Below are 20,775 nucleotides of genomic sequence, written 5' to 3' on the forward strand. Positions count from 1 at the left end.
TCAATAATTCAGTGCTTCAATAATTCTATAATTACTCCAGCGTGATATCTAAACCTAAGCCGCGAAGCTCATGAACCAGTACGTTGAATGATTCAGGAACTGATGGTGTAGGCAGGTTTTCACCTTTAACAATGGCTTCGTAAGTTTTAGCACGGCCGATAACATCATCCGATTTAACGGTAAGTATCTCCTGCAGGATGTTGGCTGCACCAAATGCTTCCAGTGCCCAAACCTCCATCTCACCAAAACGCTGACCACCAAATTGAGCCTTACCACCCAATGGTTGTTGTGTAATAAGTGAGTACGGGCCGATTGAACGGGCGTGCATCTTATCATCAACCATGTGGCCAAGTTTAAGCATATAGATAATACCTACTGTAGTTGGCTGGTCAAAGCGATCGCCTGTTAAGCCGTTGTACAGGTAAGTTTGTCCTGACTCAGGAACGCCTGCTTTCTCAATCCACTCCTCTACCTCCTGATGGGTTGCACCATCAAAAATAGGCGTAGCGAATTTTACACCAAGCTCTTTACCGGCCCAGCCTAATACGGTTTCGTAGATTTGCCCAAGGTTCATACGCGAAGGTACACCCAGTGGGTTAAGTACAATATCAACCGGTGTTCCATCGCTCAGGAAAGGCATGTCCTCATCACGTACAATACGTGCAACAATACCTTTATTACCGTGACGGCCCGCCATTTTATCACCCACTTTAAGCTTACGCTTTTTAGCGATGTAAACTTTAGCCATCTGTACGATACCTGATGGAAGCTCATCACCAACGCTGATCGCGAATTTATCACGACGGTAAGCGCCAAGCTCTTCGTTTATTTTGATGTTGTAGTTATGCAGCAGGGTTTTGATCTGATCGTTCTTATCATCATCAGTTGTCCATTTAGTTGGGTTGATGTTATCATAATTAAGTTCGGTCAGTATCTTTTGGGTAAACTTAACACCTTTAGGTACAAACAGTTCCTTGTAAACGTTGTAAACACCTTGTGAGGTTTTACCGTTCACAATCTCAAACAGCTTGTCAATTAAAGTGGTTTTAAGCTCTTTAAGTGCCCTGTCATGCTTAACATCCAATTTCTCTAATTGCGCTTTTTCTTCAGCTTTTGAAGTTTTTTTAGCACGAGAGAATAATTTGGTATCAATTACCACACCGCTGATAGACGGCGGAGTTTTTAAGGAAGCATCTTTAACATCACCGGCTTTATCACCAAATATGGCACGTAACAATTTCTCTTCCGGAGAAGGGTCTGACTCGCCTTTAGGGGTAATTTTACCGATCAATATATCGCCTTCCTTAACCTCGGCACCAACACGGATGATACCGTCTTCGTCAAGGTCTTTGGTGGCTTCTTCAGATACGTTAGGAATATCGGCAGTCAACTCTTCTTCACCACGTTTGGTATCACGAACTTCAAGTTCGAACTCCTCAACGTGTAATGAAGTGAAGATATCCTGAGATACCACACGCTCTGAGATCACGATCGCATCCTCAAAGTTGTAACCTTGCCAAGGCATGAATGCCACTTTAAGGTTACGGCCTAATGCCAGTTCACCATCCTGTGTTGCGTAACCTTCGCAAAGCACCTGTCCTTTTTCAACTCTTTCGCCTTTTTTAACAATCGGCTTCAGGTTCATGGTAGTGCTCTGGTTCGTTTTCTTGAACTTGGTTAAACGGTATGATTGTGAATCACCATCGAATGATACCAGGCGGTCAAGCTCGTTACGGTCATATTTAATACGGATCTCGTTAGCATCAACATATTCCACTACACCATTGCCTTCGGCGTTGATCAGTGTACGTGAGTCTTTTGCTACACGGCCTTCCAAACCTGTACCTACAATTGGTGCCTCAGGGCGTAAAAGCGGCACAGCCTGGCGTTGCATGTTCGAGCCCATCAATGCACGGTTAGCATCATCATGCTCCAAAAACGGAATTAACGATGCCGCGATTGATGTGATCTGGTTTGGCGCAACGTCCATATAATCCAGCCTTTCAGGCTCAATTACCGGGAAGTCACCTTCAAAACGTGCTTTAACACGGGCAGTTTCAAAAACACCTTTATCATCATACATGGCGTTAGCCTGCGCGATGGTTTTGCCGTCCTCGTCCTCTGCGGATAAGTATACCACAGGCTCATCAACCGCTACTTTACCTTCAACCACACGTTTGTATGGTGTTTCAATAAAGCCCAGGTTATTGATTTTGGCGTGTACGCAAAGTGATGAGATCAAACCAATGTTCGGGCCTTCGGGAGTTTCGATGGTACACAAACGACCGTAGTGGGTGTAGTGAACGTCACGAACCTCGAAACCTGCACGCTCGCGGGACAGACCACCGGGACCTAAAGCTGAAAGACGACGCTTGTGCGTAATCTCCGCCAATGGGTTGGTTTGGTCCATAAACTGCGATAGCTGGTTGGTACCAAAGAATGAGTTGATAACTGACGATAATGTACGCGCGTTGATCAGGTCGGTTGGCGTGAACACCTCGTTATCACGAATGTTCATACGCTCACGTATGGTACGGGCCATACGCGCTAAACCTACACCAAACTGAGCATATAACTGCTCACCTACGGTACGTACACGACGGTTTGACAAGTGATCAATATCATCCACTTCTGCTTTTGAGTTGATCAGTTTGATCAGGTATTTAACAATAGCGATGATATCCTGCTTGGTCAATACCTTGATCTCGTCAGAAGTATCTAATTTAAGCTTGCGGTTGATGCGGTAACGGCCAACATCACCCAAATCATATCTTTTATCAGAGAAGAACAAACGGTCGATGATACCACGGGCGGTTTCCTCATCAGGCGGTTCAGCATTACGTAGTTGACGATAGATGTGCTCCACCGCTTCTTTCTCCGAGTTTGAAGTATCTTTTTGTAAGGTATTATATATAATGGTATAATCACCGCTGGTTGAAGCATCTTCCTTATTCAGGATGATTGTTTTCACACCTGCATCGATTATCATATCAATATGATCGTCTTCCAGTATAGTTTCGCGCTCAAGGATGATCTCATTACGGTCAATAGACACTACCTCACCAGTATCTTCATCAACAAAGTCTTCAACCCATTTTTTAAGCACCCTTGCGGCAAGCTTACGGCCAATGAATTTTTTCAGGCCTGACTTGCTTACCTTAACCTCGTCGGCCAGTTCAAAGAGCTCAAGGATGTCCTTGTCTGAATCATAACCGATGGCGCGAAGCAGCGTAGTAACCGGGAATTTCTTTTTACGGTCAATATAAGCGTACATAACGTTGTTAACGTCAGTAGCGAACTCGATCCATGATCCCTTGAACGGAATTACACGGGCTGAGTAAAGTTTAGTACCGTTGGTATGGCGGCTTTGGCCGAAGAACACACCTGGTGAACGGTGAAGCTGCGATACAATAACACGCTCTGCACCGTTGATAACGAAGGTACCTTTAGGCGTCATGTACGGGATGGTACCCAGGTACACGTCCTGTACTATCGTTTCAAAATCTTCATGCTCCTCGTCATTACATGATAACTTTAGCTTGGCCTTTAACGGTACGCTATAAGTTAAACCACGCTCAATACACTCTTGTATATCGTAACGCGGCGGATCAATAAAATAATCAAGAAATTCAAGAACGAAGATGTTTCTTGAATCTGATATAGGAAAATTTTCGGCAAATACTTTGAACAGCCCCTCTTTATAACGGTTGTCTGAAGTTGTTTCCAATTGAAAAAATTCCCGGAAAGATTGTAACTGAACATCCAGGAAATCCGGGTATTCCAATACCTTACGGCTGGTTGCAAAGTTTACTCTTTGATTTTTTGTGTTTGCCAAGGGATTAAAATTTAGTTTAATTATACTATCAGATATGATATTTCTGATTATAAAAATTTGAGCATCGCCTGTGCGGCCATATCTGATCTCTCAAATCTAAAACCTGTATAAACAGCAATAGACCCCGACCTAAAACGGTCGGAGTCTGATGCTATTGTGTGTTGGGTTAACTTATTTAACCTCAACTACCGCTCCGGCTTCTTCTAATTGTTTTTTAAGAGCTTCAGCTTCTTCTTTAGATACACCTGCTTTTAATTCTTTTGGTGCACCATCAACAAGATCTTTTGCTTCTTTCAAACCAAGACCGGTTAAGTCTTTAACTAATTTCACTACAGCTAATTTTTGACCACCAGCTTCTTTCAGGATAACGTCGAAAGCTGTTTTCTCAGCAGCAGCTGGAGCGGCATCGCCATCACCAGCAGCAGGAGCAGCAACAGCAACAGCTGCAGCAGCAGGCTCAATGCCGTACTCGTCTTTTAAAATCTGAGCTAATTCGTTTACTTCTTTTACTGTTAAGTTTACCAACTGTTCAGCAAACGCTTTTAAATCTGCCATTGTATTTAAATTTTTACTTTAATGCTTTGTATGTTTTAATTGCGAACTTAAATAAGGTGTTCGTTAACCTTCTCTCTCTTGTAATGTTTTCACGATGCCTGCCAGTATGTTTCCGCCTGATTGTAGCGCTGAAACAACATTCTTTGCTGGTGATTGCAGTAATCCTATTATCTCGCCAATCAACTCTTCTTTTGACTTTAGTTTGGTCAAAGTATCAAGTTGGTTGTCACCAATAAATACCGCCGAATCAATATATGCTGCTTTTAATACCGGTTTGTCACCTTTTCTTCTCAGTTTCTTAATCAACTTAGCCGGAGCTGTTGCTGATTTAGAGAAAAGTATTGATGATGAACCTTTTAATACATCATATATCGGATCGAAATCTCCGCCTGCAGCTTCCATAGCTTTTTTGATCAAGCTGTTTTTAGCTACTTGTATTTTGATGTCATTTTCAAAACACTGACGACGGATATCATTGATTTTTGCAACCGTTAAATCAGCAGTATCAGTAATATAAAAGTTACCGTACTCTTTGATTTGCTCAGTAAGGGCAAGAACAAGTTCGTATTTTTCTTCTTTATTCATGATTAGATCCCCGCTACTGTTTTGGTTTCAATTTCAATTCCTGGCGACATAGTTGCAGAGAGGTGGATACTCTTGAAATATGTTCCTTTTGCTGCTGATGGTTTTAATTTTGAAATGGTCTGTAAAATTTCCAGAGCATTCTCATAAATTTTCTCAGCAGGGAAAGATGACTTTCCTATTGAGGCATGGATGATACCGGTTTTGTCAACCTTAAAGTCGATCTTACCAGCCTTAACCTCAGTTACAGCTTTACCGATATCGGTAGTTACTGTACCTGATTTAGGGTTAGGCATAAGGTTACGAGGGCCTAATATACGACCCAAACGACCTACCTTAGCCATAACACTTGGCATAGTTATGATAATATCAACATCAGTCCATCCGCCTTCAATTTTGGCAATATAATCATCCAAACCTACGTAATCTGCACCTGCGTCCTTTGCGTCCTGCTCTTTGTCAGGCGTACAAAGTACCAGTACACGTACAGTTTTACCGGTTCCATGAGGTAGTGTTGCTATACCACGCACCATTTGATTGGCTTTACGCGGGTCAACACCTAAACGTACATCTATATCTACTGATGCGTCAAACTTGGTCAAGGAAATTTCCTTTACCAAAGCAGATGCATCCTGTAATGAGTATGCTTTATTGGCCTCAATTTTGGATAGTGCCGCTTTTTGATTTTTTGTTAATCTTGCCACTGTCTTAAACTGATTTATAAATTAATTGTTCCAGGGAGCCGTACCTGATACGTTGATCCCCATGCTGCGCGCAGTACCTGCTACCATTTTCATGGCCGATTCAACTGTGAACGCGTTTAAGTCAGTCATTTTATCTTTAGCGATGGTTTCAACCTGATCCCAGCTTACAGTTGCAACTTTTTTACGGTTGGGTTCTGCTGAGCCGCTTTTTAAACCTGATACCTCAAGCAACTGGATAGCTACAGGAGGGGTTTTAATGATAAAATCAAAAGACTTGTCTACGTAAACAGTAATAACCACAGGTAACACTTTGCCAGGTTTATCCTGGGTACGTGCATTAAACTGCTTGCAAAATTCCATTATATTCACACCTTTTGCACCCAATGCTGGGCCAATTGGAGGAGATGGATTTGCAGCGCCGCCTTTAACTTGTAGTTTTACTAACGCACCGACTTCTTTTGCCATTTTAAATTTACTTTAATAATTACTCAATGTTAGTAAGTGGAAGCTATGTAACATTTTGTTGATGAGTGGTGAATTTTGATTAGTGAGTGGTTAAACCCATTATCTCTTAAAACATTCACCCAACTTCTTTATATATTTAACGATTAAAAGAGCACAGTTCAATGCCCTTACATTACCGCTAACTATTATTCTTTCTCTACCTGCATGTAATTCAATTCAAGCGGCGTACGGCGTCCGAATATCTTTACCATTACTTTCAGTTTCTTTTTCTCTTCGTTTACCTCTTCAATTACACCGCTAAAGCCATTGAAAGGGCCATCCATGACCTTAACATTTTCGCCCACATAGTAGGGTACGTTAATGGTTTCGGTTTGGGCGGTCATTTCGTCAACCTTACCTAAGATACGGTTAACTTCTGCCTGGCGTAAAGGGATAGCGTTACCGGCTTTATCACCTAAAAAGCCTATTACGCTGTTTATATTTTTGATGATGTGCTCCAGCTCACCGTCTAAAGCGGCTTCCATTAAAACATAGCCTGGAAAATAGTTACGCTCTTTAGCGATCTTTTTTCCATCACGCATCTGGTAGTACTTTTCGGTAGGTATAAGTACCTGCGGTATAAGGTGAGAGATACCTAAGCGACTAACTTCAGCATCAATATATTGCTTAACCTTTTTTTCTTTACCACTTATGGCTCTAACTACGTACCATTTTAACTGATCACTCATCCTATTCAAAAAATTAAGCCAGTGAACTATAGAATTGTTTAAGGATGTAACCAATTAATTGGTCCATACCAAAAATTACCGCGGCGATGATGATCGCTGCAACCAACACCAATATAGCGCTGTTTAACAGTTCTCTCCAGGTTGGCCAGGTCACCTTTTCGGTTAACTCTATGTACGACTCTTTTATATACTCAGTTACGTTAGCCATTTTAGTGTTTGCTCTCTCTGTATAAGCACGGGAACAAGGATTCGAACCCTGATCAAAGGTTTTGGAGACCTCTATTCTACCATTGAACTATTCCCGTGTACTTAGTTTTTTATATTAAACAAAGTACTCAGAATTGCTTCCGAGTACTTTGTTTTATAATTAACCTAACCTTTTACTGCTATTGCAGGATAAGGAGAGATTAGTTTAAGATCTCAGTTACCTGACCAGCACCTACTGTTCTGCCACCTTCACGGATAGCGAAACGTAAGCCTTTTTCCATAGCGATAGCGTTGATCAATTTTACAGTGATCGTTACGTTATCACCTGGCATAACCATTTCTACACCTTCTGCAAGTGAAATTTCACCTGTTACGTCAGTTGTACGGAAATAGAATTGCGGACGGTATTTGTTAAAGAACGGCGTGTGACGGCCACCTTCAGCTTTTGACAATACGTAAACTTCTGCTTTGAAGTCTGTGTGAGGAGTTACTGAACCTGGTTTACAAATTACCATACCACGACGGATATCGGTTTTCTCAATACCACGTAGTAATAAACCTACGTTGTCACCAGCTTCACCACGGTCAAGGATCTTGCGGAACATCTCAACACCTGTTACGGTTGATTTTAAGTTCTCAGCACCCATACCCAGGATGTCAACTTGCTCACCAGAGTTGATCACACCACGCTCGATACGGCCGGTAGCAACTGTACCACGGCCAGTGATTGAGAATACGTCCTCAACCGGCATCAAGAATGGAAGATCAGTTAAACGTGGAGGGATTGGAATGTAGTTATCTACAGCATCCATCAACTCCATGATTTTACCAACCCACTGAGGGTCAGCGTTCAAGCCACCAAGAGCAGAACCTTGGATAACTGGAATATCGTCACCTGGATATTCGTAGAATGATAATAATTCACGAATTTCCATTTCAACTAATTCTAATAATTCCGGATCATCAACCATGTCAACCTTGTTCATGAAAACAACAAGTGCAGGTACACCTACCTGACGGGCTAACAGGATGTGCTCACGGGTTTGCGGCATCGGACCATCAGTAGCAGCAACTACTATGATTGCACCGTCCATTTGAGCAGCACCGGTAACCATGTTTTTTACGTAATCCGCGTGACCTGGACAGTCAACGTGTGCGTAGTGACGGTTAGCAGTTGAGTACTCAACGTGTGCAGTATTAATAGTGATACCACGCTCTTTTTCTTCAGGAGCAGAGTCGATTGAATCGAAAGAACGAGCTTCAGATAAACCCGCATCTGCCAATACTTTTGTAATTGCAGCTGTAAGGGTGGTTTTGCCGTGGTCAACGTGACCGATAGTACCGATGTTTAAGTGCGGCTTACTACGGTCAAACTTTTCTTTTGCCATGATTTATATTAATTTTTGTAGGTTAATTTATCTTTTATAATTCTCTTACCTGAGCCAACAATGGGATTTGAACCCATGACCTCTTCCTTACCAAGGAAGTGCTCTACCCCTGAGCTACGTCGGCTTATTTTTTGATTTCGGATTTCGGATCTTCAATTTCGAATTTATCTCCATTTATAATCGTTACTCCTTGATCGCTTTATTTAGATCCCGAATTTGATATTTCGAAATCCGACATTTAACTGAGCGGAAGACGAGGTTCGAACTCGCGACCTATAGCTTGGAAGGCTATCGCTCTACCAACTGAGCTACTTCCGCTTTTTTTAAACTCTAAAATCTAAATCCCTAACCCTAAGTATTATCTTTTGGATTTGGTATTTAGATTTTTAGAATTTAATAATGTGGGGGGAGAAGGATTCGAACCTTCGTAGCCGAAGCAACGGATTTACAGTCCGTCCCATTTGACCGCTCTGGTATCCCCCCATTTGCAATTCAATGTTATTGAAATTACAAGAGCCTCCTATCGGGATCGAACCAATGACCTACTGATTACAAGTCAGTTGCTCTACCAGCTGAGCTAAGGAGGCTTATATTTCTCAACCTTATCCTCTCTGCATCTACCCTCAATTGTGGGTGCAAAGATATCAATGGTTTATTAATTACAAACTTTTATTTTACATTTTAAAGAACATCTGTTTTTCAGTTTACAAGGCGCATTAATTACCTTTCTGAAAGGGACTGCAAATTTACAAAATTTTAACGCCGCACCAAATTTTTTAACAAAAAAAATCGGCGGGTAAATTACCCGCCGATTGGCTGTTTGATTTACAGTATTTTATAATTTATGATTCGTACTCAGCATTGGTTAAAATAGCTTTTTTAGCCGCTGCTTCGGTTGCATTTTTCTTTTGTTTATGTTTTTCAATCTGCTTACGTAAACCTTCAATGGCCAAGTCGGTGGCTTCTTCAAAGGTCTTGCATTGCTCCTTGGCAAACAGTTGGCTGCCCGGAAGCTGCAGTTTTATCTCCGAAACCTTGTTGGCTTCGTCTTCAACATTCTCCAATTTCAGGTAAACCTGGCCGCTCACGATGTTGTCATAAAACGTGTCAAGTTTGTCGGCCTTCTTCTGGATAAAGTCTAACAATTTTTTGTCTGCGGTAAAATGGATTGATTGCACTGTAATTTTCATGTTTCCTCCTTTTTATGCCTTGGGATGGGCGAGTTTATAAATAGACTTTAATCGTTCAACAGAATTGTGTGTATACACCTGGGTCGCACTGAGATTGGCATGGCCCAAAAGCTCTTTAATGGAATTCAGATCCGCCCCGTTATTTAATAAGGCAGTAGCAAAAGTATGCCTCAACACATGCGGGCTGCGTTTTTTTTGAGTTGATATATAGGAGAGATACTTTTGCACTATCAAATAAATTTGTTTCGGATATGATGTTGCTCCTTTATTTGTAACGATTAACGTTAACAAATTGTTATCAAAATTTTGATTTTTCTTTACCTCCAGGTAGTCGGTCAGTAATAATGACAGTTCGCGATTAACCGGGATAATACGCTCTTTATTACGCTTACCTAAAACTTTGATGGTACCCTCATAGGCATTAAAATCACTGTCTTTAAGTCCTAACAACTCAGCCAAACGGATGCCGGTGCCAAATAAAAGCTCGACAACCAGCTTATCGCGCAGGCCTTCAAAGTTCTTTTCAAATACCGTATCGCTGTCAAGCATCCGGGCCAGTTTTTCATCCTCAACAATAACGGGCAGGCTTTTGGGTATTTTGGGCGTGTTAACCTTTGCAGCGGGGTTAGTAGTTATAAGCTGCTCCTGTACTAAAAACTTAAAATACTTGCGCAGGGTGGCTACTTTACGGTTAATGCTGCGCGGACTGCGTTTATCCGCATCCATCAGCGTAACCATCCAGCCGCGAATATCATGGTGGGTAATTTCAGCAGGGCTTTCGGGCGGATGCCCCTCTCCTGTCAGGTGAGCGAAGAATTGCTCCAGGTCTGAACGGTAGGCTGCAACGGTGTGCGGCGAATACCTTTTTTCAAACTGTAAATAATTTATAAAACGCTCTAAAAACATAAAAACTATTTGAAACATCCTTTAATTGAATGTACAAATAGTTTTTAATATGTTTTGTAGAAAACTGAGATTTTCGCTTTTCGGCTAAAATTACGCAGTAGTATCTAAATTTAAACCTTGTTTGTATACAGCGTTTTTAACTACTGTACGGCGGGTAACTGATTTTTTTTCGAAAGCCTGACGACTACGAAGTTCTCTAAGAACACCAGTTTTTTCAAATTTCTTTTTAAAGCGTTTTAACGCCTTGTCTAATGATTCGCCTTCTTTAACGTTGATTATAATCATATGCTCCTTAAATACCTCCTTTCAGGGACGACGAAGGTAGATATAATATTTCATTTTTTAAAATGCTTGTTTGGTTTTATTTTATTGGCTTATAAACACTTGTGCAATTAATACTCAGCAAGCATAATTATGGTGTCGCTAAGCGGCGCTATACGCTCCCGCCCATTTAAAAAACCAAGGCCTACCACAAAGGTAAAACCTACTATCTCCCCGCCCATTTCCTGTATCAACTCACTGGCGGCGCTAACTGTACCACCTGTTGCCAGCAAGTCATCATGTATCAGTACGCGGCAGCCTGGTTCAAAGGCATCGGTATGCAGCTCTATAGTAGCGCTGCCATATTCCAGTTCATACACTTTTTGCGTTACGGCAGCGGGCAGTTTGCCTGCCTTACGCACGGGTACAAAAGGCACGCCCAACTTATTAGCCAGCGTCAGGCCGAATAAAAAACCACGGCTTTCAATACCCGCCACCGCATCAATTTGCTGCCCTATCAGCTTGGCTACAAATTCATCTGTTATTCTGCCGCATAAACCGGCATCCTTTAATATAGGTGTAATATCTTTAAAAACGATGCCCGGTTTCGGAAAATCAGGTATATCACGTATGGCTTGCTTTATTTGCTGCTCTATCATTGGTACTGAAGATATGGCTTAATCTTATTTATGGTTCGCGCATCTAATATCGCAATATCTGTCAAATCATCAGCGCTTAAATATTTGCCATGCTGCAAACGGTACTGAACAATGGCGTTTGCCTGCTTGTAACTCAAGTACGGCAAGCGGTTTAGCGCATCAGCCTCAACCATATTTATATTGATCTTGATGATGGCAGCGGCGTTTACCTTTACCTGGGGGCTTATCTCCACGTACTTATCTGCATCGAGGCCGTAAACTTCCATTAATTGCTGTTTATTAATGTAGCCGCCAAGCAGCTTCCGGTATTTGATAATTCGCGAGGCAAACGCAGGGCCAATACCGTACACCTTTGTTAGCTCTGCGGAATCGGCTGAATTGAGCTCAACGGGAGCGGTAAGTTTTGTTTTACGCGGATATGAGGTTCCGCGATCAGGCAGATCGATATACGGCTCAAGCTGTTTATACTTTTGCGGAGATATGCTGTAAAGTTTCGCTACATCAACTTTGCTGTAAAACCGGCCACCTTTATCTTTATAATGCATAATTACGGTTACCTGCCTGTCGCTCAAACCAAGGTTACGCCAGCCCGCAAATGAAAGCGTGTCAGGATTAAACTTCGCTGTGATCTTTACATCAGCCGCTTCACCCGGGCTGACCTTATTCATCCGTTTTGATAAGGCGATTATTCGCTGTTTATCAGTTACCGGTGCCGCGTATTTCGCCAAACTGTACTTAACTATTATGACCGCTATTATCAAAACGAACAATACCACCAGGCCGTTCCACGTTTTTTTACTTATTGCCAGATGATTTGTACGATATACCATTATAGCACGCCTTCAGCAACCATTATTTGGATAAAATTGCGGATATTTAGTTTTTTTTGTAGCATAGAGCATCGATTATAGCGACTGATGAAGATAATAACAACCGACGAATTTGCAAAAGCAACTAAGCTGGATAAACTAAAAATGCCCGGCCTGGCTGCATTGCTGATGGAGTTGATGAAAATAAACCAGGTAAATGATTTATTTGCCCAGGCCCAACCTAAACAAGGGCCTGATTTTGTAGATGCCATACTAAAAGGCTGCGGCGTAACCATTGAGTATGATGAAGCCGACCTGAAAAACATTCCGAAAGATGGTGGCTTTATCGCCATTGCCAATCACCCGTATGGTGGCATTGAAGGCATGGTGTTACTCAAAATACTTTGCACCGTTAGGCCTGATGCCAAAATAATGGCTAACTTTTTACTTAAAAAGATACCTAACCTGGCCGATTACTTTATAGCGGTGAACCCATTTGAAAACGTGGAGCATTCATCAAGCATTAGTGGTTTAAAAAACACGCTTGAGCTTTTAAACAGCGGTACGCCACTGGGCATCTTTCCGGCTGGCGAGGTATCAACCTTTAAGCTTGAAAAGCGCGAGGTTACTGACCGCCTTTGGCACCCGGTTGTTGGTAAAATTATAGCCAAAGCAAAACTGCCTGTTGTACCTATCTATTTTCATGGTAATAATGGTTTGCTGTTTAACTTGCTCAGCATTATCCACCCCACGCTGCGTACGGCTAAATTACCTTCTGAATTATTTAATAAGCAAGGCCATACCATCAAACTGCGGATAGGCAAGCCGATACAATATGCTGATATACCCGACAATAACAACGGCCCAAAACTTTTAAATTTTTTACGGGCTAAAACTTATGCCCTGGGTGCCGGCCTTGCCGAAGAGAAAAAACTTTTCAGCCCGAGTAACCTGTTTAAAATACGCAAGACACCGGAGCAGATAGTCGCGGAAACAGATGCCGCTATTATTGAAAAAGAAGTGGCTGCACTGCGCGAAAACTACCGGTACGTTGCCGAGGGTACTTATGAATTATTTATAGCGCCGCCATCAACCATACCTTGTATCATCAGGGAGATCGGCCGTTTGCGTGAGATCACCTTTCGTGAGGTTGGCGAAGGAACGAATAAAAAGGTTGACCTGGATGAATATGATATTTATTATCACCACCTGTTTATCTGGGATACGGATGCCAAAAAAATAGTGGGTGCCTACCGCATTGGTTTAGGCGATGAGATTTTTTACAGTATGGGTAAAAGCGGATTTTACATAGCCGAGTTGTTTAAAATTAAATCGCAGCTATTGCCTGTACTACGCAAAAGCCTGGAACTGGGCCGCTCATTCATCCGTAAGGAGTACCAGCAAAAACCGCTGCCGCTTTATTTGATGTGGAAAGGCATATTCCGCTTTTTGATCGAGAACCCGCGCTACCGTTACCTTATTGGCCCGGTAAGCATCAGCAACTCGTTTTCAAAGCTGTCTAAATCACTTATTGTAGATTACATCAACCGTAATCATTTCGACCATGAATTGGCACAATATGTAAAGCCCCGTAAAAAGTTCAAGGTAGATTTTTCGAGCGTTGATACCGATATACTAAAAGGTGGCGAAGATAATTTTAAGATGCTGGACAGTATCATATCGGACATTGAGGTACGCAGTATGAAGGTGCCTGTATTGCTGCGCCAGTACATCGGCTTAAATGCCAAGATCATTTGCTTTAACATTGACCCTAAGTTTGCCGACTCGCTCGACGGCTTCCTGGTGCTTGACCTGGAAAAGGTTCCGCAGGAAATGCTGGAGAAACTGGCAAAAAGCTCATAACACAAAAAAGGGTTGGCAAATTGCCAACCCTTTTTATTTATAGTATTGTTTGAAACTAATTATCTGCTCCAAGATACCCATGCAGCTTTTGTCCAGTCGTTTGCCGGATCAACAGCACCAAGGTAAGTTACTTTGGTAAAGAAAGCATCGTTAATTGAGCCTTCAAATTTAGCAGCAGTAGTTAATGCTGGCGTACCTGTTTTTGGAGCCAGGTTAGGCGTTGCATTGTTAAATGGATCAGTTAAACCTACAGCGGCAGCATCAGCGTATGATTTTGTACCGTCGCGGCCTTCAACAAGCGCTTTTAAACCAGCGGCATCAAGTAAAGCTGCATTGGTTAATTTATCAACTTTGTAATTGGCACCGTATGATTGCAGCAAGCTGTTTTTAAAACCACTTTCGCCAGATATATAGTAACCTACAGTTACATCGTTGTCAATAACGATACCTGCTTTTTGACCACCCATTACAACCGAGTTAGCCAGGATAAATTTAGCACCTCTTCTGAAACGGGCATTGTTACCGTAATCAGTTGATGTACCGGCAGCATTGTTAGGGCCGATAGCGGTAAAGTTTGACATTAACGGGAAGGTGTTAGGTGTTAACATGTAACCTTTAGCATCAGTTGTATTATCAAACTCAAAGTTATTTGAAATATCACCGCTTGTACCTTTGTTATCAGTAAATGCAGGATCTTTTACCGATACAGCAAACTGAATTTTACCATGATATCCGTCATCAAAGTCAAAATCATCATCAGCACAATTGTAAGCGATAAGATATTTAGCGTTGAATGAACCACCAAAGAATTCAAAAGCATCATCCAAGCCACGTACAATCTGCACGTGATCAACAGTAGTGCCGCTACCTACAGTATACATACTTAAACCATTAACCTCATCACCTGGGTTAACCGCTTTACCGGCATATTCAATACGTACATATTGTAAGATACCTGAGTTATCATCGTCTTTATCGCCACCAAAAGCCTGGTGATTAATATCAACACCACCTTCAATTACACCGTGGTTACCGTTACCTTTAGCAGTACCTACCAGTACTAAACCACCAAAGTCACCTGGTTTTTTCTCGGTTTCGTTTGATGTAAATACAATTGGTTTATCAACCGTACCGGCAGCTTTAATTTTTGCGCCTTTGTAGATGATCAATACACCGGCTGAATCCTTGTTACTTACGATCTTAGTTCCTGGGTCAATAGTTAAAGTTGCACCATTATCAACATATACATAACCTCTTAAACGGTAAGTATTTTCGGCAGTCCAGTGGGTATCTTTAGTAATTGTACCTCTTACATCACGGTTGCCACCAGCAGGAGGCGTAGGTGTAGGATCGTCATTATTACTGCTTGAGCAAGATGCTAATGCCATCAAACCCGCAATTCCGAATAAATAAAAGTGTTTTTTCATTTTCTATTTCTATTTAATGCAAATATCTCTGTAGTATGTTAAGTTAATTTAAACACCAGTTGATCTTAACGTTATGCTTAGATCAACTGGAGGTTAACTGAATAAAGATTATTTAAAGTTGTATTTAAATGACAGGGTTGAACTGAAGCCGTAATAGCGGTTTTGAATGATCCTGTCTTCACTTGCATTGTAAGCCGTTTTACTTTGATCGCCATAGTTATAGTACAGCGCATTGGTTTGAGCCAATAAGTCTGACAGGGTTAATTTCAACTCGGCACGTTTATTAAGAATACGTTTGCTGATCTGGAAATCAATCACATCACGTGGTTTCTCATAAATATCGATACTGCCGGTTACACCACGGAAACGTAAACGCTCACCTATACGGTTATACAATACGTTGAATGAAAAGCTATTATTTTCGGGCGAGTAGTATAAGCCTGAGTTAATCAGGTAAGGTGATTGACCCTGTAATGGAGTAGATACTTCCCTGTCAGCAAATTTCACTTTAGCATTAATATATGATGCATTCAGGTAAAATGTAATGTCGCGGAAAAAGTTAGCATCACTAATGAAGGTCAGCTTCTTCCTTAGTTCAACTTCAGCACCAAAATCCTTAGCGCTTTCAGCATTTGCATAAGATAAGATATCATTATCAAGGTTGATCTGTTCAATCGGGTCCTTAAACTTTTTGTAGAATGCGGAAACCGAAATTACCTCTCCACCTGTAGGGAAGTACTCAAAACGTAAATCGGCGTTGGTAATAACAGCCCTTTTTAAGTTAGGGTTACCTATGATGTTAAAGTTTGTTTGATAATCAAAGTACCTGAACTCAGCAAGCTCCCTAAACTCGGGCCTGTTCACTGTTTGTGAAAAGCTGGCACGCAGGTTTGATTTGTCACTTAATGAGTAGGTTAAATTAGCTGATGGCAACAGGTCGGTATTTACATATTTGCGTACTGCTTTACCTTTAGCATCCAGTTGCTGATTATAATATTCTACACGGGCACCCCAAACTAAGCGCAGTTTTTCTGTCAGCTTATTATCCAACATGGCATAACCTGCGCCCTGATTGGCCGTACCTTTATAATCTGTAGATGAAAGGTCAAGTCTTGAAAACGCGATATTATTTTGCTGTATGCTCTCCGGGCTAAAAATATTACCAACAGTAACACCATTAGTTAACGGGATGCTTTTACCATTGCCTACTATGTCAACGTAACCAAGAGCGTCAATAGTAAAATCACGATCGCGACGGTAGCCTAAGCCACCAATTTTAAGTTTTTGTTGTTCATCAAGCCATTTAAATATATAGGTAGCATTTGCTTTAGCCTGATAAATATTTTCATTCAGCTTAGAGTATACACGGCCTAATGTATTCGGCAGCGGACTATTTTCACTTGAGAATGAAATATACTCAGGCGCGTTTTCGGGCGTAAATACGGTTACAATGCGCTGATCCGGCTGGTTACGGTATGATAAGCCGTATGATGTAGCCCAATCAATGGTTAACTTGTTATCGCTAAGGGTATGCTGGCCTTCAAGTAATGAATTGAAAACACCATTTTGTGTGCTTTCGCTTGAGAAACCACGATAGAATGTAGGGGTTGCATCGTCGCCACCACGGATCAAACCGTTTGTAGTTTCTTCGTAGTCGATCTTGAAATCGTTATTAAACAGGGTACGTAAAGCAAGCTTGTTTTTGCCATAAGTGTAGCCCACGGTGAACAAGCCACCCAGCGTTTTATAATTTGTGAATACATTACGGTCAAAGCTATATGGAGGTAACTGATCACGTACTGTAATGTTGTACTGCGTACGGTCACCATCGCTTATACGGAAACCAGAATTGTAGTTAAACGCGAAGTTATAACCCAACCTGTTTTCGTTTTTAAGGGTTTTTGAATTACCTGTAGCAAATTGCAACCCTAAATTTGGCAGGGTATTTTGCAGCCTTGAACCAAAAGTATTTGGAAACTGCTTGGCGATCTCAATTTTTTGCAAGCTGCTTGTACCTGATGTATAGTTTGATTTTACATTGCTGTAAGCGCTTGGCAACTTACGTGAGCCATCGTCAAAACCCAAAAAGTCATATTTTCCGTTTGGCTGCGGATCAATAAAATTATCCTTAAAGGTTGATTTACTGTTGTAACCAAAGCTCACGGTACCTTCCATAAATTTAGTGTCAGGTATATCGCGGGTTATGGTATTGATGGCACCACCGGCAAAATCGCCGGGAAGGTCCGGAGTTGCTGTTTTATAAACTACAATGTTATCAATAAGCGAAGCCGGTATAATATCAAACGAAAACGCCTTTCTATCCGGCTCCGAACTTGGCAGCAATGAACCATTTAGCAAGTTTACGTTATAGCGTTCGGCCAAACCACGTATTACTACGAATTTACCATCCTGAACGCTTGTACCGCTTACACGTTTAAGCACATCGCCTGTGTTACGATCCGGTGAACGGCGAATAATATCGGCTGATATACCATCGGTAACCTGTACACTGTTTTTTTGACGGGAATATAACGATGCTATAGACTCCTGCCTGTAAGTAGCCTTAATAACTACCTCGCCCAGGGCGTTTGATGATGATTCGGTAAGGGTAACATCCAGATTAGTAACCCCGTCGGCCTTAACCATAACATCCGACACTAATTTAGGCTGGTAGCCCACATATTTAACCTCAACGGTATATTTACCCGGTGTTAAACCACCTAAAACATAACGGCCCTCCACATTGGCTGCCGCGCCTTTAGTGGTACCCTGTACCATTACGGTTGCGCCGATAAGTGTTTCGTTAGTTTTTTGATCGATGATCTTACCAGCTATTTTACCGGTTGATTGTGCAAATAAGTTGCCTGCTGATACGCTTAATGCAAGCAGGATAACCAATAATGATAATAGTTTTTTCACTTGATCTTGATTTTAATCAAGCGCAAAACTATTAACCCAATGTTAGCTGCATGTTACAGGGACATTACCTTAATTCGATATAAATGTTAATTAAATATTAACAGATTAGAATTTCAGCGGCAAACCCTTTAGAATGAGGTGCCATAGGTATATCGGGGCGATAACCAAATTTCTAACTTGCTTTGATAAGCTGAGGTTGACTTTTTCGAGCCGTTGGGTAATAAATAAAGCCGCCATAGTTATTATAAATATAACCAGCGGAATTACATAGAGCGCAGGGCCACCCGCTTTTTCCAAATGTTCCAGCCTGATGATAAAATAGCTGAACGCGAAATAGGTGAACAGAATAAAATAGGAAAGCACAGGCGATATGCGGTAATAATAGAATACGCTAAGGGCAAGCAGGAATGATGCCCAGTTAACAAAGCCATTATACTTACCTAAAAAAGTGATATACGGAAAAGGCACTGACCATACCAGCGCGAACACCGCGAAAAACAGCAAGGGTGTTGCCACCCGGCTTACCAGTTTATTTACCGGATGCTGATGCGCCGCTTTGTATTCCGCAAAAAGCACATCAACTGTGCGCAGGGGGTTCGGATTACTTTTATTTGAAACTGATCTGTTGTTATTAGCCACCGTAGTAAAGCGAAAGCCCTCCGTTAAACGAAGGGCTTGTTATTATTTTGCGTATGATACCGAGCGGGTTTCCCGGATAACGGTTACCTTGATCTGGCCCGGATAGGTCATTTCGGTTTGTATGCGGTTTGAAATATCTGCCGCCAGCACTTCTGATTGCGCGTCGGTTATTTTTTCGCTCTCCACAACCACACGTAGTTCACGGCCGGCCTGTATAGCGAATGTTTTTTCAACACCAGGGTAAGAGAGTGCCAGGTCTTCCAGTTCCTTTAAACGTTTGATGTAGCTTTCAACTACCTCACGGCGCGCCCCAGGGCGGGCACCTGATATGGCATCACACACCTGGATGATAGGCGATAACATCGAGGTCATCTCCACTTCATCGTGGTGGGCACCAATAGCGTTGCACACTTCAGGATGTTCCTTATACTTTTCGGCCAACTGCATACCTAAAATAGCGTGCGGCAGTTCCGGGTTATCATCAGGTACTTTACCAATATCGTGCAGTAAGCCGGCACGTTTAGCCAGTTTAACGTTCAAGCCCAATTCAGCAGCCATAGTGGCGCAAAAATTAGCTACCTCGCGCGAGTGCTGTAGCAGGTTTTGCCCGTATGATGAACGGTAACGCATCCGGCCGACCATACGGATCAGTTCCGGGTGCAGGCCATTGATACCTAAATCAATTACGGTGCGCTCACCTATCTCAACAATCTCTTCCTCAATTTGCTTTTTGGTTTTGGCAACCACCTCTTCAATACGGGCAGGGTGTATACGGCCGTCGGTAACCAAACGGTGCATAGCCAAACGGGCAATCTCGCGCCTTACCGGGTCGAATCCCGAAAGAATGATGGCTTCCGGCGTATCATCAACAATGATCTCGATACCGGTAGCGGCTTCAAGCGCACGTATATTACGCCCCTCGCGACCAATGATGCGGCCCTTGATCTCATCATTCTCGATATTGAAAATTGATACGGTATTCTCAATAGCAGCCTCCGTAGCGGTACGCTGTATGGTTTGGATAACAATCTTCTTAGCTTCTTTAGTAGCGGTAAGCTTGGCCTCGTCAACAATATCCTTAATTTGGGCCATAGCCTTGCTGCGTGCTTCTTCGCGCAGGTTATCAACCAACTGGTTTTTAGCTTCCTCGGCAGATAAACCGGCTATTGATTCGAGTTGTTTTACGTGCTCCTGTTTCAAAAGGTCAACTTCTTCCTGCTTTTTAACAGCGATCTCGGTTTGCTTTTCAAGGTTCTTGCGCACATTGTCAAGTTCCTGCTCCTTACGGCTGGCATTTTCCAGCTTAGAATTGAGTGATTGCTCCTTTTGCTTGATACCGTTTTCGCGCTGTGAGAGGTTGTTGTTTTTTTGATTTACCTCGTGCTCATGATCTGCCTTCATTACCAAAAACTTCTCTTTGGCTTCAAGCAGTTTATTCTTTTTCAGGATCTCCGCATTGTTCTCGGCATCCTTTAAAATCTTTTTAACTTTATTTTGCGCCGATAATTCCTGCTCTTTGAAAAGCTTACGCAAAAGGAAACGGCCAACCACAATGCCTATACCGGTACCGATCAGCAGACCGATAATAACATATAAAAAATCCATCTTTTAAGTTTATAAAATAAAAAAACCGCAACT

The 20,775-nt window shown here is 42.0% G+C and carries 18 protein-coding genes and 5 tRNA genes; 1 reads left to right on the forward strand and 22 read right to left on the reverse strand.

Features of this window, described 5'->3' with window-relative positions:
- Window positions 1-31 precede the first annotated feature (31 nt).
- From rpoB to AC3WJC_RS14070, 18 genes are all read right to left on the reverse strand, one after another.
- Window positions 32-3,835 (reverse strand): DNA-directed RNA polymerase subunit beta, encoded by a 3,804-nt coding sequence (gene rpoB / locus AC3WJC_RS13985; RefSeq protein WP_492399729.1) that lies wholly within the window; start codon window positions 3,833-3,835, stop codon window positions 32-34.
- 171 nt (window positions 3,836-4,006) lie between these two features.
- Window positions 4,007-4,390, reverse strand: coding sequence for a 50S ribosomal protein L7/L12 (rplL, locus tag AC3WJC_RS13990; RefSeq protein ID WP_492399730.1), 384 nt, complete (start codon window positions 4,388-4,390; stop codon window positions 4,007-4,009).
- 63 nt (window positions 4,391-4,453) lie between these two features.
- A complete protein-coding gene (gene rplJ, locus AC3WJC_RS13995; RefSeq protein ID WP_492399731.1) occupies window positions 4,454-4,975 on the reverse strand; it encodes a 50S ribosomal protein L10 in 522 nt (173 codons plus the stop codon).
- A 2-nt stretch (window positions 4,976-4,977) separates the two neighbouring features.
- Window positions 4,978-5,676 carry a 50S ribosomal protein L1 gene (gene rplA, locus AC3WJC_RS14000; protein ID WP_492399732.1) on the reverse strand — a complete coding sequence of 233 codons (699 nt, stop codon included), beginning with the start codon at window positions 5,674-5,676 and terminating at the stop codon, window positions 4,978-4,980.
- Window positions 5,677-5,697: 21 nt separating this feature from the next.
- Entirely contained in the window at window positions 5,698-6,141 is a 444-nt protein-coding gene (gene rplK, locus AC3WJC_RS14005; RefSeq protein ID WP_194102315.1) for a 50S ribosomal protein L11, read from the reverse strand.
- A gap of 185 nt (window positions 6,142-6,326) precedes the next feature.
- The gene (gene nusG, locus AC3WJC_RS14010) at window positions 6,327-6,869 is read right to left on the reverse strand and encodes a transcription termination/antitermination protein NusG (RefSeq protein ID WP_492399733.1); all 543 of its coding nucleotides are present in this window, start codon (window positions 6,867-6,869) and stop codon (window positions 6,327-6,329) included.
- A gap of 13 nt (window positions 6,870-6,882) precedes the next feature.
- Entirely contained in the window at window positions 6,883-7,077 is a 195-nt protein-coding gene (gene secE, locus AC3WJC_RS14015; protein ID WP_228951084.1) for a preprotein translocase subunit SecE, read from the reverse strand.
- 26 nt (window positions 7,078-7,103) lie between these two features.
- Window positions 7,104-7,174: transfer RNA gene (locus tag AC3WJC_RS14020), tRNA-Trp, on the reverse strand.
- A gap of 102 nt (window positions 7,175-7,276) precedes the next feature.
- The gene (tuf, locus tag AC3WJC_RS14025) at window positions 7,277-8,464 is read right to left on the reverse strand and encodes an elongation factor Tu (RefSeq protein ID WP_492399734.1); all 1,188 of its coding nucleotides are present in this window, start codon (window positions 8,462-8,464) and stop codon (window positions 7,277-7,279) included.
- A gap of 52 nt (window positions 8,465-8,516) precedes the next feature.
- A tRNA-Thr gene (locus tag AC3WJC_RS14030) sits at window positions 8,517-8,588 on the reverse strand.
- Window positions 8,589-8,709: 121 nt separating this feature from the next.
- Window positions 8,710-8,782 (reverse strand) — tRNA-Gly (locus AC3WJC_RS14035).
- Between the two features lie 84 nt (window positions 8,783-8,866).
- Window positions 8,867-8,947: transfer RNA gene (locus AC3WJC_RS14040), tRNA-Tyr, on the reverse strand.
- A gap of 31 nt (window positions 8,948-8,978) precedes the next feature.
- A tRNA-Thr gene (locus tag AC3WJC_RS14045) sits at window positions 8,979-9,051 on the reverse strand.
- Between the two features lie 255 nt (window positions 9,052-9,306).
- The gene (gene hpf / locus AC3WJC_RS14050) at window positions 9,307-9,654 is read right to left on the reverse strand and encodes a ribosome hibernation-promoting factor, HPF/YfiA family (protein ID WP_492399735.1); all 348 of its coding nucleotides are present in this window, start codon (window positions 9,652-9,654) and stop codon (window positions 9,307-9,309) included.
- 12 nt (window positions 9,655-9,666) lie between these two features.
- On the reverse strand, window positions 9,667-10,578 hold the full coding sequence (locus AC3WJC_RS14055) for a tyrosine-type recombinase/integrase (protein WP_492399736.1): 912 nt from the start codon (window positions 10,576-10,578) through the stop codon (window positions 9,667-9,669).
- 72 nt (window positions 10,579-10,650) lie between these two features.
- On the reverse strand, window positions 10,651-10,845 hold the full coding sequence (rpsU, locus tag AC3WJC_RS14060) for a 30S ribosomal protein S21 (RefSeq protein WP_492399737.1): 195 nt from the start codon (window positions 10,843-10,845) through the stop codon (window positions 10,651-10,653).
- Window positions 10,846-10,952: 107 nt separating this feature from the next.
- Window positions 10,953-11,480 carry an adenine phosphoribosyltransferase gene (locus AC3WJC_RS14065; RefSeq protein ID WP_492399738.1) on the reverse strand — a complete coding sequence of 176 codons (528 nt, stop codon included), beginning with the start codon at window positions 11,478-11,480 and terminating at the stop codon, window positions 10,953-10,955.
- Window positions 11,477-12,310 (reverse strand): ComEA family DNA-binding protein, encoded by an 834-nt coding sequence (locus AC3WJC_RS14070; protein WP_492399739.1) that lies wholly within the window; start codon window positions 12,308-12,310, stop codon window positions 11,477-11,479. Before AC3WJC_RS14070 ends, AC3WJC_RS14065 begins: the two co-directional genes overlap by 4 nt.
- Window positions 12,311-12,397: 87 nt before the next feature.
- Here AC3WJC_RS14070 and AC3WJC_RS14075 point away from each other — a divergent pair, with 87 nt between their 5' ends.
- Window positions 12,398-14,152, forward strand: coding sequence for a bifunctional lysophospholipid acyltransferase family protein/GNAT family N-acetyltransferase (locus AC3WJC_RS14075; RefSeq protein WP_492399740.1), 1,755 nt, complete (start codon window positions 12,398-12,400; stop codon window positions 14,150-14,152).
- Between the two features lie 59 nt (window positions 14,153-14,211).
- On the opposite strand, the gene AC3WJC_RS14080 is transcribed toward AC3WJC_RS14075, so the two are convergent.
- The 4 genes from AC3WJC_RS14080 to rny form a co-directional block, all read right to left on the reverse strand.
- Window positions 14,212-15,579, reverse strand: coding sequence for a beta-helix domain-containing protein (locus tag AC3WJC_RS14080; RefSeq protein WP_492399741.1), 1,368 nt, complete (start codon window positions 15,577-15,579; stop codon window positions 14,212-14,214).
- 108 nt (window positions 15,580-15,687) lie between these two features.
- Complete coding sequence (locus AC3WJC_RS14085; protein WP_492399742.1) at window positions 15,688-18,498, reverse strand: TonB-dependent receptor; 2,811 nt, start codon at window positions 18,496-18,498, stop codon at window positions 15,688-15,690.
- A gap of 105 nt (window positions 18,499-18,603) precedes the next feature.
- Window positions 18,604-19,137, reverse strand: a complete 534-nt coding sequence (locus tag AC3WJC_RS14090; RefSeq protein ID WP_492399743.1) for a DUF962 domain-containing protein — start codon at window positions 19,135-19,137, stop codon at window positions 18,604-18,606.
- Between the two features lie 42 nt (window positions 19,138-19,179).
- A complete protein-coding gene (gene rny / locus AC3WJC_RS14095) occupies window positions 19,180-20,742 on the reverse strand; it encodes a ribonuclease Y (protein ID WP_492399744.1) in 1,563 nt (520 codons plus the stop codon).
- Between the last annotated feature and the right edge of the window lie 33 nt (window positions 20,743-20,775).

This window comes from Mucilaginibacter sp. FW306-07-L (genome assembly GCF_058782065.1).